This window comes from Aeromicrobium sp., assembly GCF_047607065.1.
In the GTDB taxonomy this organism is placed as follows: domain Bacteria; phylum Actinomycetota; class Actinomycetes; order Propionibacteriales; family Nocardioidaceae; genus Aeromicrobium.
In genome coordinates this window covers 15,925-31,515 of the sequence record NZ_JASGDU010000025.1, presented here as the reverse complement: position 1 = coordinate 31,515, position 15,591 = coordinate 15,925, and the positions used below count along the sequence as shown (strand labels likewise).

Here is a 15,591-nt window from a genome sequence, read left to right as displayed (position 1 = left end):
GGCGTCGGGATTCGGGCCGCATGCTACGGGTGCCGTATGGGACACTAGGAGGCATTATGGCCGTCATCGATGCTCCTGAGCAGCCGACCTCCGATTCCCCCTCGCCACGTCGTTCGGGTCCGCGTCGCCGCGCCCGCCGTCGTCGCAGTCGCCTGCTGACCATTCTCGGCCTCGTACTCATCCTGGCCGGCCTGACCTCTATCGCCTATGTCGCCTGGGAGCTGTACGGCACGAACATTGTCGCCGGGCGTAAGCAGGAAGAGGTCAAGAAACAGATCGCCGAGGACTGGGCCAACAACATCGACAGCAACGCTATCGGCCTTCTGCGGGTGCCGGCCTGGGGCAGCGACTACGAGATGCCGATCATCCCCGGCAGCGATCTGCTCGACAGCAAGGGGCGAGCGGCTCTGGCCAGTGGTGTGGCCTGGTACGAGAAGGGTGTCGGTCCGGGTGAGATCGGTAACTTCGTTATCGCCGGTCACCGCAGCGGTCGCGGGGCGGTCTTCAAGCGCCTGCCCGAACTCAAGGCCGGGGACCTCATCGAGATCGAGACGCGCACCCAACTGTTCACCTACAAGTTGCGCATCGACGGCGACGAGATCCGTCTCAACTACGAGCAGGGCTGGCCGCTGTTCCCGGTGCCCGACCCGAACGCTCGTGGCAAGACCCCGACCGAGCCGCTGCTGACGATGATTACCTGTGCGGAGATGTTCCATACCAATGACCGCCGGGTGGTGATCGGCGAGTTGGTGGACGTCAAGGAGAAGTCGGCCGAGCAGGCCGCTGCGGCGCAGTGAGCGGCGATCCGGTGGGCGCTGCCGGGGCGATGCGCGACTACGAGCGGGCCTTCGTCGAGTTCGCACTCGACCTCGGGGTGTTGTCTTTCGGTGAGTTCACGCTCAAGTCCGGGCGCACGTCGCCGTACTTCTTCAACGCCGGCGGCTTTCGTACCGGTGCCGCGCTGGCCGGTCTGGGGCGCTTCTACGCCGACGCGATCATGGCCGCCGGGCGTGAGTTCGACGTGCTGATGGGTCCGGCCTACAAGGGCATCCCCATCGCCGCCGCGACCGCCGTGCAACTGGCCGAGCGCCACGGCCGCGACGTCCCCTGGTGCTTCAACCGCAAGGAGGCCAAGGACCACGGCGAGGGCGGCACCATCGTCGGCGCGCCGTTGGAAGGCCGGGTCATGGTGATCGACGACGTCATCACTGCGGGCACCGCGATCCGCGAGGTCGCCGGCATCGTCGCGGCGGCCGGTGCCGACCTGGTCGGGGTGACCGTGGCGCTCGACCGGGCCGAGCGGGGCCGGGGTGAGTTGTCGGCCATCGGCGAGGTCGAGCGCGATCTGGGTATCGCCGTGGACGCCATCGTCAACCTCGACCGGCTCATCGACTATCTCGCCGAGACGGGCCGGCACGCCGAGCACCTGGCGGCCGTGCGCGCCTACCGCGCCGAATACGGGGTATGAGCCAGCCGGAGCACGAGGTCGGCGTCGGTCCGTGGGAGGGGCCGTGGCCCGAGGGTGACCACTTCGACCCCGAGCTGCTGGCCGCCGGTGACCGGCGCAATGTCGTCGACCGGTACCGCTATTGGCACCATGAGGCCATTGTGGCCGACCTCGACACGCGCCGCCACGGGTTGCATGTGGTGATCGAGAACCTGCAGCACGATTTCAACATCGGCTCCATCGTGCGCACCGCCAATGCGTTCTGCGTCGCCGAGGTACACATCGTGGGGCGACGGCGCTGGAACCGGCGCGGTGCGATGGTCACCGACCGCTATCAGCACATCCGCCACCACCCCGACGTCGCCGACCTCGTGCGCTGGTCGGCCGAGGCGAACGTGCCGCTGGTGGCCGTCGAGAACGGGCCGGGTGCTGAGTCGTTGGAGACGGCTTCACTGCCGGAGTCGGTCGCGCTGGTCTTCGGCCAGGAGGGGCCGGGGCTGTCTCCGGGCCTGCTGGCGGCGTGCGGCAGGAGCCTGGCGATCAGCCAGTTCGGTTCGACCCGGTCGATCAACGTCGGAGCCGCTGCGGCGATCGCCATGCACGCTTGGGTACGCGAGCACGCGGTCTGATCCGCCTCGTGACCGAACCGCCCCGGTGGACTGGAATACTGGCCCGCGACCGTCGTTCGTGACCTAGGAGCACCCATGCCCGTCGCCACTCCCGAGATCTACGCCGAGATGCTCGACAAGGCCAAGCGCGAGTCCTTCGCCTACCCGGCCATCAACGTCTCCAGCTCGCAGACGCTGAACGCCGCCCTCGCCGGGTTCGCCGAGGCCGAGTCCGACGGCATCATCCAGATCTCGACCGGTGGTGCCGAGTACCTGTCCGGTCCGACGGTCAAGGACATGGTTTCCGGTTCGCTGGCCTTCGCCGCGTTCGCCCAGGAGGTCGCCAAGAAGTACCCGGTCAACGTGGCGCTGCACACCGACCACTGCCCGAAGGACAAGCTCGACGGCTTCGTGCGCCCGCTACTGGCGGCGTCCGAGGAGCGCGTCAAGGGCGGCGGGCTGCCGTACTTCCAGTCGCACATGTGGGACGGCTCGGCCGTGCCGCTGGCGGAGAACCTGGAGATCGCGCAGGATTTGCTCGCCCGCGCGTCGGCGGCGAACATCATCCTCGAGGTCGAGATCGGTGTCGTCGGCGGCGAGGAGGACGGCGTGGAGGCCGAGATCAACGACAAGCTCTACACCTCGCCCGAGGATGCGCTGGCCACGGTCGAGGCCCTGGGCCTGGGCGAGAAGGGCCGTTACCTGACGGCGCTGACGTTCGGCAATGTCCACGGCGTCTACAAGCCGGGCAACGTCAAGCTCCGCCCTGAGGTGCTCCAGGCCGCGCAGGAGGCTGTGCAGGAGAAGTTCGGCACCGAGCGCGCCTTCGACTTCGTCTTCCACGGCGGTTCGGGTTCGCTGCCCGAGGAGATCTCGGCGGCGGTCGACTACGGCGTGGTCAAGATGAATATCGACACCGACACCCAGTACGCCTTCACCCGCCCGGTCGCCGCGCACATGTTCACCAACTACGACGGCGTGCTCAAGGTCGACGGCGAGGTCGGCAACAAGAAGACCTACGATCCGCGTGCCTGGGGCAAGGCCGCCGAGGCCTCTATGTCCGCCCGCATCGTCCAGGCCTGCACCGAACTCCGCTCGGTCGGCACCAAGCTCTGAGCAGATGAGCAATCTGCTGGGAGAGCCGCCGGAGACGCTGTTGGCGGAGGATTCGGGTGCTGCGGGGCTGGCGGCGGGCGAATCGGCGGCCGAGATGGCCGCGCGCCATCCGGATTCGACGCTCGCCTGGGCGCTGCTGGCGGCCGAGGCCCTGGCCGACGGGCGCGATCTGGAGGGCTACGCCTTCGCCCGCACCGCCTACCATCGCTCGCTCGACGCGCTGCGGCGCAGCGGATGGAAGGGCCACGGCCCCGTGCCGTGGTCGCACGAGCCGAACCGGGGGTTCCTGCGTTCCCTCGCCGCGCTCGCCGAGGCCTCCGAACGCCTCGGCGACGAGGCCGAGGCGCACCGCTGCCGCGAGTTCCTGCGCGAATCGAGCCGCGAGGCGTTCGACGTCCTCGTCGGCTGAGGGCTGCGCCGCCACACCGTCGTGGCGCGGCCCTAGAGGATGCGCCAGTAGGCGGACCCGCCCACCGCAGGCTTTGAGGCTCGCTCGTTCCTCGCTCGCGCCTCAGCCAGCGGGTCCATTGGCGCGCAGCCCTAGCGAAGACGGGGCGGCGTCGGGCTAGACTGCGGCCGTAATAGCCCCGTGAGCGGGGCTTGTCACCTGTGGTGAGGGGTGGGCGCGCATGCCCGCAATCGTGATCGTGGGCGCCCAGTGGGGCGACGAAGGTAAAGGCAAGGCCACCGACCTGCTCGGCAGCCGAGTCGACTACGTGGTCAAGTTCAACGGCGGCAACAACGCCGGACACACCGTCGTCATCGGCGAGGAGAAGTACGCCCTGCACTTGCTGCCCAGCGGCATCCTCACCCCGGGCTGCGTGCCGGTCATCGGCAACGGCGTCGTGGTCGACCTCGACGTGCTGTTCAGCGAGATTGACGGCCTGGAAGCCCGCGGCATCGACACCAGCGCCCTGCTGGTCAGCGCCAACGCCCACGTCATCGCCGACTACAACCGCACCGTCGACAAGGTCACCGAGCGCTTCCTCGGCAGCCGCAAGATCGGCACGACCGGCCGCGGCATCGGACCCACGTACGCCGACAAGATGAACCGCCTGGGCATCCGCATCCAGGACATCTTCGACGAGAAGATCCTCCGGGAGAAGGTCGACGGCGCGCTCGAACTGAAGAACCAGATCCTCGCCAAGGTCTACAACCGCCGCGCGGTCCGGGCCGACGAGATCGTCGAGCAGCTGCTGGCCCACGCCGACCGGCTGCGGCCGATGGTCGCCGACACTGCGCTGGTGCTGCACGAGGCGTTGTCTCGCGGTGAGAACGTGCTGCTGGAGGCTGGCCAGGCCACGCTGCTCGACGTCGACCACGGCACCTACCCGTTCGTCACGTCGTCGTCGGCCACGACCGGCGGTGCCTGCACCGGCTCGGGCATCGCGCCCACGCAGATCTCGCGGGTCATCGGCATCGTCAAGGCGTATGCGACGCGCGTGGGGGAGGGGCCGTTCCCGACCGAACTCTTCGACGCCGACGGCGAGCGCCTGCGCACCAACGGCGGCGAGTTCGGCACGACCACGGGGCGGCCGCGCCGCTGCGGCTGGTACGACGCGCCCATCGCGCGCTACGCCGCGCGCATCAACGGGGTCACCGACTTCGTCCTGACCAAGCTCGACGTGCTGACCGGCTGGGAGCAGATCCCGGTGTGCGTGGCCTACGAGGTCGACGGTGAGCGGGTCGACGAGATGCCGATGACGCAGACCGGTTTCCATCACGCGAAGCCCGTCTACGAGTTCTTCCCCGGCTGGAGCGAGGACATCTCCGCTGCCCGCGAGCTGGCCGACTTGCCCGCCAACGCGCAGGCCTATGTGCGCGAGCTGGAGTCCATGAGCGGTGCCCGGATCTCGGCGGTCGGCGTGGGGCCGGGCCGCGAGGAGACAGTGGTCCTGCACGACCTCATCTGACCTTTCGCAGGATGCGGGACGCTCAAGTCAAGGACGGCACCTAGGTGCCTTGGGTTTTCTTCATAAAGTTCAGCGCTGGACCTTAGATGTGGTATATCTTCGCGGGACTTCCGTCGTGTGAATGAAGGAATCATGATGAAGAAGATTCTGGCTGTCGTGGTTGCTCTGATTCTGGGTGCCAGCCTTGGGCTCATCGCGTTCTCCGGCGCTGAGGCGAGATATGCCGATCCGACGACATCCGAGGGCCGCTATGTCGGGGAAATCGATTGGATCGAGTGGGGGGTTCACGGCACGGAGGTCGGTGACGGCACCGAGTCGATTCCGAGTAGCCGGGTGGTGGACGGGCAGACGTTGGAGGTCGGTTGCGAGCTGACCGACCCGATCACCGGCGGCACGCTGGTCGCCTGGAATCCTGGCTCCGGGTTCTGGCCGACGGCCTTCGACAACATGTACAACATTCCGAACGACGGCACTGACGGTTTGGGTAGCAACAACAATCTGGTTGCTGGTTTGCGAGCCCAGGGCGGCCCGGTCACGAGCAGTTTCACCTGCGGCGCAACCCTTGACGGCGAGACCGTTCCGTTGAGCGGTTTGGTGTTCGCCGATGCCGAGCAGAGCGGAAACAGCACTGAGTATGTGGAGGCGTCTCCGACGGGGAGTTTCACTGGGTGGTCCCTCATCGATGGTTATGCCACCGATGACTGCACGAGCACTCAGTCCCTGTCGCGCACCAGCGACACCCTGCGTATTACCGGGGGCGGCGCGTGTACTGATGGCCCCGGCTTCGTTGCGTTCATGGAAGGTACGGACTCGGCTACGTTCTCGGTGCTCGGTGGCGGTGCATCGGCGATCGCGTTGGGTGTGGTGTTGCCGGTTGACTTCGGTGACGCGCCGGAGGCTTACGGTGAGGCTGGCGCGCTCTACTCGCCGACGTTCTCCGGCGGTGAAACTCTGGACGATGGCGCGGATCTTTCCCTCAGCCCGCATACGGCTGACTATGCCTCTCAGGCCACCGAGCTGCGTCTTGGTGAAGAGATCGAGGCCGATAGCGACTATCAGGCATCGACGGCTGCGGACGCCGACGCTGTCGGTGACGACGGTGTGACGGTGCCCGCCGGAGGTTTGACGGCGACGGTCGAAGTCGGCCAGACGTACACGGTCAACGTGGCGTGTTCGGGTTCGGGTGTCGTGCGCGGCTGGCTCGACTGGAATGTGTCGAATGGTTTCGACGACGCGAGCGATGCCTCAGACCCGGTCTCCTGTACGGACGGCACTGCGGCGTTGACCTGGACGATCCCGGCCGATGCGCCGACGAATCTCATTGACGAGGAGACGGCTGCGTCCTTCTTGCGGGTGCGTCTGGTGGCCACCGACGACGTCGACCAGCTCGACTCGCCGACCGGCTTGTCGACCTCCGGTGAGGTCGAGGACTACCCGATTTCCCTGGTGAACGCGGCCAACCCGGAATTGACGCTCGACAAGTCGGCCACGTTGCACGACGACAACGGCAATGGCACCGCCGATGTCGGCGAGGAGATCGACTACTCCTTCCTCGTGTCGAACACGGGTAACCAGACCGTGCGCGACGTGACGGTCACCGATCCCCAGGTGACCGGCCTGGACCCGGAAACGGTCGCCGAGTTGGCACCGGGCGACTCGGTCACCTTTACGGCCGATCCCTACACGGTGACTGCCGCCGATGTTGCCTCCGGCTCGGTGCTCAACACCGCGACAGCCTCGGGCACGACCGAGGTCGGCGATATTGAGATCGCTGCCGAGGACTCGGTGACGACGGTCACCACGCCCGTTTCCGTGGCGGACCTGCCGTCGACCGGTTCGAGCTTCACGCAGAGCCTGCTGTGGGTTGCAGCCCTGTCGGCGGTCGGCGGCACTCTGGTCCTCCGCTTCCGCCGCCGGGCGGGTGCCACCGCCTGACGTAGGTACCTGATGTGAGGGACCCCGGGACTGATCCCGGGGTCCCTCTCACTGTTCGGGTCCCTTCGAGGCTCGGCCGCAGGCGGCCTCACACCTCAGGGACCGGCGTTCTGCGGTCCCTGAGGTGCTGCGGGGGAGGAGTGGCCTCGAAGGGACCCGACCGGGGCTGGGGCGTCGAGTAGGCTGACTGACCGTGAAGACGCTCGTCATCGGCACCGGCGGCCGTGAGCACGCCCTCGCCCTCGCCCTGTCCCGCGATCCCGGTGTCACCGAGGTCCACGCCGCGCCCGGCAACCCCGGTATCGCTGCGGTCGCCGCCCTCCATGAGGTCGATCCGCTCGACGGTGCGGCCGTTGCGGCTCTCGCCACCGAGCTGGGCGTCGATCTGGTCGTCGTCGGCCCCGAAGCCCCCCTGGTCGCCGGGGTCGCCGACGCCGTACGCGCGGCCGGGATCGACTGCTTCGGCCCGTCGGCCGCCGCCGCGCAACTCGAAGGCTCGAAAGCCTTCGCCAAGGAGGTCATGGCCGCCGCCGAGGTGCCGACCGCGCTCGCGCACGTGTGCCGCACCCGCGAGGAGATCGAGGCCGCGCTGGACGCCTTCGGCGCTCCCTACGTCGTCAAGGACGATGCCCTCGCGGCGGGCAAGGGCGTCGTGGTCACCGACGACCGGCAGGTGGCGCTCGACCACGCGCTGTCGTGTGACCAGGTGGTGATCGAGGAGTTCCTCGACGGCCCCGAAGTTTCGCTGTTCGCCATCACTGACGGGCAGACCGTCCTGCCGTTGCAGCCGGCGCAGGACTTCAAGCGCGCCCTCGACGGCGACGAGGGGCCGAACACCGGCGGCATGGGCGCCTACACGCCGCTGCCGTGGGCACCGGACGACCTCGTCGCGGACGTCACCCGCCGGGTGCTCGTGCCGACGGTCGAGGAGATGGCCCGCTGCGGCACGCCGTTCAGCGGGCTGCTGTACGCCGGTCTCGCGCTGACGAGTCGCGGGGTGCGGGTCGTGGAGTTCAACGCGCGCTTCGGCGATCCGGAGACCCAGGCCCTGCTCGCCCTGTTGCGGACGCCGCTGTCGGCGCTCCTGCGGGGGGCGGCGAACGGGACGCTCGCCGAGGTCGGTCTGCCGCAGTGGGCCGACGGCTCGGCCGTCACGGTGGTCATGGCCTCCGCCGGTTACCCGGCCACGAGCAGTTCGGGCGATCTCATCACAGGGGTCGACCAGGCCGATGCGCTGGAGGGCGTCGATGTCATCCACGCCGGCACGGCGCGTGACGCCGACGGCAACCTCGTCACCGCCGGCGGTCGCGTGCTCGCGGTGACCGCAGTCGGCGACGACCTCGCCGTTGCCCGAGACCGCGCCTACGCCGCCGTGGCCGCCATCGCCATCGAGGGCGGTCAGCACCGCACCGACATCGCGCTCACGGCGAGCCGGGGCGAGGTGTGAGCCACCACAACGAGCAGCCCGAGGGTTTCCGGCTGCCGTTCGACCTCGCTGACGAGGCCGAGGCCCTGTTGCGCGAGCGGGCCTGGGAGCAGATCGTGCGCGGCGACACCGACGCCGAGACTTTCGCAGAGATCGTGGCCGACGCCGAGGCGATCTTCGACTCCGTCGTCGAGGCCCGGCGCGCCCAGCAGGCGCAGTGGAACGACGCCGAGACCGCCACGACGCTGACACGGGCCTTCGCGGCGCTGGCCGAGATCGGCGTGGTCGCGCGGGAGAACTTCAGCTGCTGTGGCACGTGCGGGGCGGCCGAGATCGGGGACGAGCGCGACGACTCGCGGACGTGGCGCGGGTACGTCTTCTACGATCAGCAGGACACCGACTCGCTCATCGCCGACGGCGAGACGTACCTCAGCTACGGGGCCTTCCTCGACGCCTGGCTGCCCGCCCTTCGAGGCCCCTCGTCCCTCGGGGCACCTCAGGGGCCGGACGAGTGGAACGACCTCGATGACGACGCCAAGGACGCCGCCTACACGCGCATCGTGACCGCCCTGATGATCGACGAGGTGTTCCCGGTGCTCGAACGGCACGGCATCACCGCCCGATGGGACGGCGACCTCGGCCGCCGCATCCTGCTCCAGGGCGTCGACTACTACGTCAAGGTCTGAGCGCGCCGGCCCGGCTGCGAGAATGGGCCGGTGACTGCACCGAACGTCCTCGCCTCGCGCTACGCCTCCGCCGACCTGGCCCGCCTCTGGTCGCCCGAGCACAAGATCGTGCTGGAGCGCCAACTCTGGATCGCCGTCCTCAAGGCCCAGCGCGACCTCGGCATCGAGACGCCTGATGGCGTCATCGAGGCCTACGAGGCGGTCGTGGATCAGGTTGACTTGGCCTCCATTGCCGAACGCGAGCGGGTCACCCGCCACGACGTCAAGGCCCGCATCGAGGAGTTCTGTGCCCTCGCCGGCACCGAGCACATCCACAAGGGCATGACCTCGCGCGACTTGACCGAGAACGTCGAACAGTTGCAGGTCCGCGCGTCGCTGCACCTCGTGCGCGGCAAGATTGTCGCCGCGCTGGCACGCCTGGGCCGTCTCGCCGCCGAGCACGCCGACCTCGTGATGGCCGGCCGCAGCCACAATGTCGCTGCGCAGGCCACGACCCTCGGCAAGCGTTTCGCCACGGTGGCCGACGAGCTTCTGGTCGCCCTCGACCGGCTCGACGCGCTGGCGGAGCGTTACCCGCTGCGCGGCATCAAGGGTCCGGTCGGCACCGGCCAGGACATGCTCGACCTGCTGGGGGGCGACACCGCGAAGCTGGCCGAACTGGAGAGCCGGGTCGCCGAGCACCTGGGCTTTTCGCGCGTGCTGACGAGTGTCGGCCAGGTTTATCCGCGCTCGCTCGACTACGACGTCGTTACTGCGCTCGCGCAGATCGTGGCGGGGCCGAGCAATCTCGCCACGACGATCCGGCTCATGGCCGGTAACGAGCTCGTGACCGAGGGCTTCAAGCCCGGCCAGGTCGGCTCCAGCGCCATGCCGCACAAGATGAACACCCGCTCGTGCGAGCGGGTCAACGGCCTGTCGGTCATCGTGCGCGGTTACGTGTCGATGATCGGCGAACTGGCCGGCGACCAATGGAACGAGGGCGACGTGTCCTGTTCGGTCGTGCGCCGCGTGGCCCTGCCCGACGCTTTCTACGCGACCGACGGGCTGTTCGAGACCTTCCTGACCGTGCTCGACGAGTTCGGTGCCTTCCCGGCCGTTGTGCAGCGTGAGCTCGACCGGTACCTGCCGTTCCTCGCCACGACCAAGGTGCTCATGGCCGCTGTGCGCGCCGGGGTCGGCCGCGAGAGCGCGCACGAGGCGATCAAGGAGCATGCGGTCGCCGTGGCGCTGGAGATGCGCGAGCGGGGGACGGCCGACAACGACCTGTTCGCCCGGCTCGCCGCCGATCCCCGTCTGGGCCTGACCCAGGCCGATCTCGACTCGCTCGTGGCCGCGCCGATCGAGTTCACGGGTGCCGCGTTGCACCAGGTGGGTGCGGTCGTGGCGCGTATCGAGGAGGTCGCCGCGGCCGATCCGCAGGCCGCCGCCTACGCCCCGGCCGCGATCCTCTGACGCGCTACGGCTTGATGAGGTCGGCGGGGACGATGCTGACGTCGAACGGTGCCGTGAGCGTCAGCGTCTCGTCGCCGGTGGCCGCACCCGCCTCGACGTAGGTGCCATCGATCAGGGTCCAGGCGGTGATCGACGGGGCATCGGGGTCGACGACCCAGTAGTGCGGGCAGCCGCCGCGCTGCAGTCGCTCCTTCTTGAGCAGCAGGTCGACGCCGCGAGTGCTCGGCGAGAGTATTTCCACGGCCAGCAGTGGTGCCGTGGGGAGGTTGCGGTCGGTGAAGGCCCCCGACGGCGCTACCAGGAGGTCGGGCTGCATCACGGTGTCGTCGGCCATCGCCACGTCGAAGGGCGCGTAGAAGACCTCAAGGCCCGCCGAGGCCCCCGCATGCAGCAGCAGGAACAGTTGCTTGGACGCTCGCTGGTGGACGCGAGCGGGCGCGGGACTCACGATGAGGGTCCCGTCGATGAGTTCGTAGCGGTTGCCGTCATCGGGCAGCCGTTCCAACGCGTCGCGCGTCCAGTGCCGGCGTTGCGGCAAGGTCAACGGCTCGCTGGTCATGGTGCTCACTATAGGTCTCCTCGGTCGTCATGAATCAAGGAAAGTGACGGCGCGGCCGACAAGCCAGGACGCTTCTGGCACTTGTGCAAAGTGGGTCCCGGCGTCTGTGGACAACGCGCGTTGCGGTGCGAGCGAAGTGAGTCTCGAAGCCGGTGCTCGGTAGCCTGGGGGGGTGACTGTTCTCGAGATCCCCGGCGCGATCCACCTGCATTCGGGCAAGGTGCGCGACCTCTACACGCTGCCCGACGGCCACCTCCTCATGGTCGCCTCGGACCGCATCAGCGCCTTCGACCACGTGCTCAGCCCGGGCATCCCCGACAAGGGCGAAATCCTCACGCGCATGTCGCTGTGGTGGTTCGACCAGCTCGCCGACCTCGTCCCGAATCACGTGGTCTCCACCGATGTCCCCGCCGAGGTCGTCGGTCGCGCGCTCGTGGTCGAGAACCTGGACATGTTCCCCGTCGAGTGCGTCGCCCGCGGCTACCTGACCGGCTCGGGCCTGATCGACTACACCGAGACCGGCGAGGTCTGCGGCGTCCGGCTGCCGGCCGGGCTGACCGACGGCTCGCGGCTGCCCGAGCCGATCTTCACCCCTGCCACGAAGGCCGACCTCGGCGAGCACGACGAGAACGTCGACTTCGACCATGTTGTCACCGCAGTCGGCACCGAGGTTGCTGACCGGTTGCGTGATCTGACGCTCGCGGTCTACGCCCGCGCCGAACGGATCGCCCGCGAGCGCGGGATCGTCTTGGCCGACACCAAGTTCGAGTTCGGCGCTCGCCCCGACGGGCAGATCGTGCTCGCCGACGAGGTGCTGACCCCCGACTCCTCGCGCTTCTGGCCCGCCGACGACCTCCGTCCCGGCGGCCCCCAGCCGTCCTTCGACAAGCAGTTCGTCCGCAACTGGCTACTCTCGGCCGAATCGGGTTGGGACAGGTCCGGCGATGTTCCACCACCGAATCTGCCGGACGAGATCGTCGAAAAGACCCGCGCCCGCTATGTCGAGGCCTACGAAAGGCTGACGGGCGAGTCCTTCTGAGGGCACGCGCTCTCAGTCGAGGAGGATCTGGGCACCGAGGGTGGACTCGGGGATGCCGAAGCCCTCGATCAGCGTCAGCAGGTGCGGCCGCAGCACCTCCAACTGGCGGTTGACCAGCGACGTGACCGCCTTGGCGCGCTGATCGGAGAGCCGGTTATGGCCCATGAACCAGGCCAGGTCCTCCTCGATCACGCTGAGCGCGTACAGGTGGCACACCTGGCGCAGCAGGTCGGCGGCGTCGGCGTCCTCGCAGCGGGCGATACCGGCGGTGAACGCCTCCAGCACGATCCGGTCGATGTGGACCCGCCCGCAACGGATCACGTGGTCCTGGGCGTTGTTGAAGACGCGGAACGCCTCGGCGGCGTCGGCCTTCGCCGCCTTCTGCAGCCGCCGGGCCGCCGTCTCGATGACGTGCTGCTCGCGGTCCTCGAACAGCTCCAGCTGCGTGCCGCGGTCCAGTAGGTCGTGGTCGCCGGGGCGGGCGTCGATGAGCCGTTGGATGAGTTGGGAGGCGGCCGTGCGCTCGCGCACCTCGTCGGCGACCGTCGTCGCCACGAACCGGACCATGCCGAGCGGATTCAGCCCGCCGACCTCGTGCGCGTACGCGGTCAGCAACTCCTTGGCGACGAGCTGCAGCAGCACGTGGTTGTCGCCCTCGAAGGTCGTGAACACGTCGATGTCGCCGCGCAGGGTGCTGATGCGGTTCTCGGCGAGATAGCCCGCGCCGCCGCACAGTTCGCGCGCCTCCTGGATCGCCTGCGACGCATGCCAGGTGAGGACCGCCTTGAGGCCGGCGGCCCGGCTCTCCAACTCGCGCTGCTGCAGCGGATCGGGGTCGTCGGTGGTCTGCATCCGGTCCATGCGGGCGACCAGCTGGTTCTGCGCGAAGCGGTAGGCGTAGGCGCGCGCGATGAGCGGCAGCAGGCGTCGCTGGTGGACCCGGTAGTCGGCGAGCAGCACCTCCGAGCCGTCTCCGCCGGTGAACTGACGGCGCTTCAGGGCGTATCGTCCGGCGATGGACAGTGCGACCTCGGCTGCGGCCGCCGCCGACCCGCCGACGCTGACCCGGCCGCGGATCAGGGTGCCGAGCATCGTGAAGAAGCGCTTGTTGACGTTCTCGATGGGCGAGGAATACGCCCCGCCCTCGTCGACGCTGCCGTAGCGGTTGAGCAGGTTCTCGCGCGGGATGCGCACCTGATCGAAGACGAGCCGGCCGTTGTCGACGCCCCGCAGGCCGCCCTTGTAGCCGTCGTCGGAGGTGGTGACGCCGGGCAGGTCGTCGCCGTTCTCGTCGCGGATCGGCACGAGGAAGCAGTGAACGCCGTGCGACTGGCCTCGCGTGACGAGTTGGGCGAACACCGCCGCCATCGTCGCGTGCCGCGCGGCGTTGCCGATGTACTGCTTTCGGGCGCTCGGTGTCGGGGAATGGACGACGAACTCCTGCGTGGCCGGATCGTAGGTGGCCGTCGTCTCCAGGCTCTGCACGTCGCTGCCGTGGCCGGTCTCGGTCATGGCGAAGCAGCCGACGAGGCTGAGGTCGATAATGCGCGGGATCAGCGCGTCGTGGCGGGCCGTGCCGAGGTTGGCGACCGCCCCGCCGAACAGCCCCCACTGGACGCCGGCCTTGACCATGAGCGACAGGTCGAACTGGGCGAGCATCTCGATGCCGGTGACTGCCATGCCGGGGTCGCCGGTGCCGCCCTGCGCGGTGCGAAAGCCCGCCGCCGGGATGCCGGTGGGGATGAGCAGGCGGAGCTGGTCGAAGGTGCGCTGCCGCGCCGCCTCCAGGTCGAGGTCGTGGTCGAAGGCCAGGTCCAGACCGGGGAGTGTGTGGCGGGCGTCGTCGCGGACGTGCCGCCACTTGCCGTCGAGGGCGATGCGCAGTTCGTCGGCCAACGTCATGGGATCCACCGTAGTGCGCGGGAGGCGGTCAGAGGGCGGCGACGGGGCCGATGACGACGACCGCAGGTGCGCCGATCTGCTCGGCGACGACTCGCGCCGCGAGGTCGCCCACCGTGGCGCGCACCGTGCGCTGACTCGGCCGGGCCGCGTCGGCGACGACCGCTGCTGGGGTCGCCGGGTCGAGGCCGGCATCGACGAGGGCCGCCGTGATCGCCGCCAGGGTGCGTATTCCCATCAGCACGACGAGGGTGGTGCCGGAGCGGGCCAGCGCCGCCCAGTCGACGGTGGAGTCTGGATGGCCCGGCGGCACGTGCCCGGAGACGACGGTGAATCCCTGGCTGACGCCGCGATGCGTGACCGGGATACCGGCCAGCTCGGGCGCGGAGATCGCCGAGGTGACGCCGGGGATGACCCGCGTCGGCACGCCGGCCTCGCGGCACGCCTCGACCTCCTCGTGTCCGCGTCCGAAGACGAAGGAGTCCCCGCCCTTGAGCCGTACCACGCGGCGTCCGGCGCGGGCGTGCTCCACGAGCAGCGCGTTGATCGTCTCCTGGGACGTCGAGCGGCCGTGCGGGATCTTGGCGACATCGATGATCTCGACATGCGGCGGGAGGCTGTCGAGCGCGGCCAGAGGCGCGAGCCGGTCGGTGACGACGACGTCTGCCTCGGCGAGTGCGGCCTGCCCGGCGACGGTCAGCAGCCCGGGGTCGGCCGGCCCGCCGCCGACCAGAGTGACCGTTCCGCCCTCGGCGCTGCGGGTGGACTCGGGAGAACCCTGCAATGCTCCGGGGTTGAGCACGAGGTCGGCCGCGAGAAAGTCTTCGCCGGTGGCCTCGCGGCGCAGCCAGGTCAGCAGGCCGCGCTGATGCCAGTCCTCGACCGTGCCGCAGACCTCGGGAGCGGCGACGGTGACCACGGCCCCGTGGCTCAGCAGCACCTCGATCCGGGCAGCCGCGCGCGCGTCGCCGCAGGTCAGGAGGATGTGGCTGCCGGGAGACACCCAGGTCGAGTCGGTCATTGCAGGTGGGTCCTCTCCACGGTTGCGGTAGTCGAATCTTGCCGCAACGGCGTTTGCCGGTGCTCGGCAGTGGCGCGACCTGCGAGCGCGGCGACGTGGTGGGCGGGTCGGCACCGACCTCGGACCGCCGTTCACGCGCCGCTTCTGCTGCCTCCCGGCGGCTACTGCCTGCTGATGCGTCCTTCGGCGAAGGGGACGGTCTAGGGAACTGCTGGTTTATTGGGGTTGTGCGCCGCCGACGGGTCCCTGAGGTGCGAGCGCAGCACACCTCGAAGGGACTCCAACCGCAACTCATTTCGAGGCTCCGCTCGTTCCTCGCTCCGCACCTCAATGAGCGGCACCGACCTATAAAAAGGCCCGCATCGGCGCGGCCACATGCTCGTCGTAGCGGTGCTTGTTCGCGGCCCAGAACGTCGTGGAGTTGTCGGCCTCGAGGTCGTCGTAGAAGTCCAGCGCCGCCTCGGGAAACCCTGCGAACCTCATTGCCTGA

At 69.0% G+C, this 15,591-nt stretch carries 15 protein-coding genes and 1 pseudogene; 11 read left to right on the top strand and 5 right to left on the bottom strand.

Going from position 1 to position 15,591, the window contains the following annotated elements:
• Positions 1 to 56 precede the first annotated feature (56 nt).
• From QM597_RS03830 to purB, 10 genes are all read left to right on the top strand, one after another.
• On the top strand, positions 57 to 797 hold the full coding sequence (locus QM597_RS03830; RefSeq protein WP_415003544.1) for a sortase domain-bontaining protein: 741 nt from the start codon (positions 57 to 59) through the stop codon (positions 795 to 797).
• A gap of 29 nt (positions 798 to 826) precedes the next feature.
• Entirely contained in the window at positions 827 to 1,468 is a 642-nt protein-coding gene (pyrE, locus tag QM597_RS03825; protein WP_415003590.1) for an orotate phosphoribosyltransferase, read from the top strand.
• Positions 1,465 to 2,076, top strand: coding sequence for a TrmH family RNA methyltransferase (locus tag QM597_RS03820; RefSeq protein ID WP_415003543.1), 612 nt, complete (start codon positions 1,465 to 1,467; stop codon positions 2,074 to 2,076). The genes pyrE and QM597_RS03820 overlap by 4 nt, the downstream gene beginning before the upstream one ends.
• 75 nt (positions 2,077 to 2,151) lie before the next feature.
• Positions 2,152 to 3,171 (top strand): class II fructose-bisphosphate aldolase, encoded by a 1,020-nt coding sequence (gene fbaA, locus QM597_RS03815; protein WP_415003542.1) that lies wholly within the window; start codon positions 2,152 to 2,154, stop codon positions 3,169 to 3,171.
• Between the two features lie 4 nt (positions 3,172 to 3,175).
• Positions 3,176 to 3,580, top strand: coding sequence for a DUF3151 domain-containing protein (locus QM597_RS03810; RefSeq protein ID WP_415003541.1), 405 nt, complete (start codon positions 3,176 to 3,178; stop codon positions 3,578 to 3,580).
• A 220-nt stretch (positions 3,581 to 3,800) separates the two neighbouring features.
• The gene (locus QM597_RS03805; RefSeq protein WP_415003540.1) at positions 3,801 to 5,084 is read left to right on the top strand and encodes an adenylosuccinate synthase; all 1,284 of its coding nucleotides are present in this window, start codon (positions 3,801 to 3,803) and stop codon (positions 5,082 to 5,084) included.
• Positions 5,085 to 5,216: 132 nt separating this feature from the next.
• Positions 5,217 to 7,019: a CshA/CshB family fibrillar adhesin-related protein gene (locus QM597_RS03800; RefSeq protein WP_415003539.1), complete on the top strand. Its 1,803-nt coding sequence runs from the start codon at positions 5,217 to 5,219 to the stop codon at positions 7,017 to 7,019.
• 193 nt (positions 7,020 to 7,212) lie between these two features.
• The gene (purD, locus tag QM597_RS03795) at positions 7,213 to 8,466 is read left to right on the top strand and encodes a phosphoribosylamine--glycine ligase (protein WP_415003538.1); all 1,254 of its coding nucleotides are present in this window, start codon (positions 7,213 to 7,215) and stop codon (positions 8,464 to 8,466) included.
• On the top strand, positions 8,463 to 9,131 hold the full coding sequence (locus tag QM597_RS03790; protein WP_415003537.1) for a DUF6891 domain-containing protein: 669 nt from the start codon (positions 8,463 to 8,465) through the stop codon (positions 9,129 to 9,131). Before purD ends, QM597_RS03790 begins: the two co-directional genes overlap by 4 nt.
• A 30-nt stretch (positions 9,132 to 9,161) precedes the next feature.
• The gene (gene purB, locus QM597_RS03785; protein WP_415003536.1) at positions 9,162 to 10,583 is read left to right on the top strand and encodes an adenylosuccinate lyase; all 1,422 of its coding nucleotides are present in this window, start codon (positions 9,162 to 9,164) and stop codon (positions 10,581 to 10,583) included.
• A 4-nt stretch (positions 10,584 to 10,587) separates the two neighbouring features.
• On the opposite strand, the gene QM597_RS03780 is transcribed toward purB, so the two are convergent.
• Positions 10,588 to 11,142, bottom strand: coding sequence for a Uma2 family endonuclease (locus QM597_RS03780; protein WP_415003589.1), 555 nt, complete (start codon positions 11,140 to 11,142; stop codon positions 10,588 to 10,590).
• A gap of 172 nt (positions 11,143 to 11,314) precedes the next feature.
• Here QM597_RS03780 and QM597_RS03775 point away from each other — a divergent pair, with 172 nt between their 5' ends.
• On the top strand, positions 11,315 to 12,181 hold the full coding sequence (locus QM597_RS03775; RefSeq protein WP_415003535.1) for a phosphoribosylaminoimidazolesuccinocarboxamide synthase: 867 nt from the start codon (positions 11,315 to 11,317) through the stop codon (positions 12,179 to 12,181).
• A gap of 12 nt (positions 12,182 to 12,193) precedes the next feature.
• On the opposite strand, the gene QM597_RS03770 is transcribed toward QM597_RS03775, so the two are convergent.
• From QM597_RS03770 to QM597_RS03755, 4 genes and pseudogenes are all read right to left on the bottom strand, one after another.
• Complete coding sequence (locus QM597_RS03770) at positions 12,194 to 14,083, bottom strand: acyl-CoA dehydrogenase (protein ID WP_415003534.1); 1,890 nt, start codon at positions 14,081 to 14,083, stop codon at positions 12,194 to 12,196.
• A gap of 28 nt (positions 14,084 to 14,111) precedes the next feature.
• Positions 14,112 to 14,864, bottom strand: coding sequence for a uroporphyrinogen-III C-methyltransferase (gene cobA / locus QM597_RS03765; RefSeq protein ID WP_415003588.1), 753 nt, complete (start codon positions 14,862 to 14,864; stop codon positions 14,112 to 14,114).
• 24 nt (positions 14,865 to 14,888) lie between these two features.
• Positions 14,889 to 15,101 (bottom strand): annotated as a pseudogene (locus tag QM597_RS03760) (NAD(P)-dependent oxidoreductase); the annotation flags it as partial.
• Positions 15,102 to 15,446: 345 nt separating this feature from the next.
• The gene (locus tag QM597_RS03755) at positions 15,447 to 15,584 is read right to left on the bottom strand and encodes a DUF2461 family protein (RefSeq protein WP_415003533.1); all 138 of its coding nucleotides are present in this window, start codon (positions 15,582 to 15,584) and stop codon (positions 15,447 to 15,449) included.
• Positions 15,585 to 15,591: the final 7 nt, after the last annotated feature.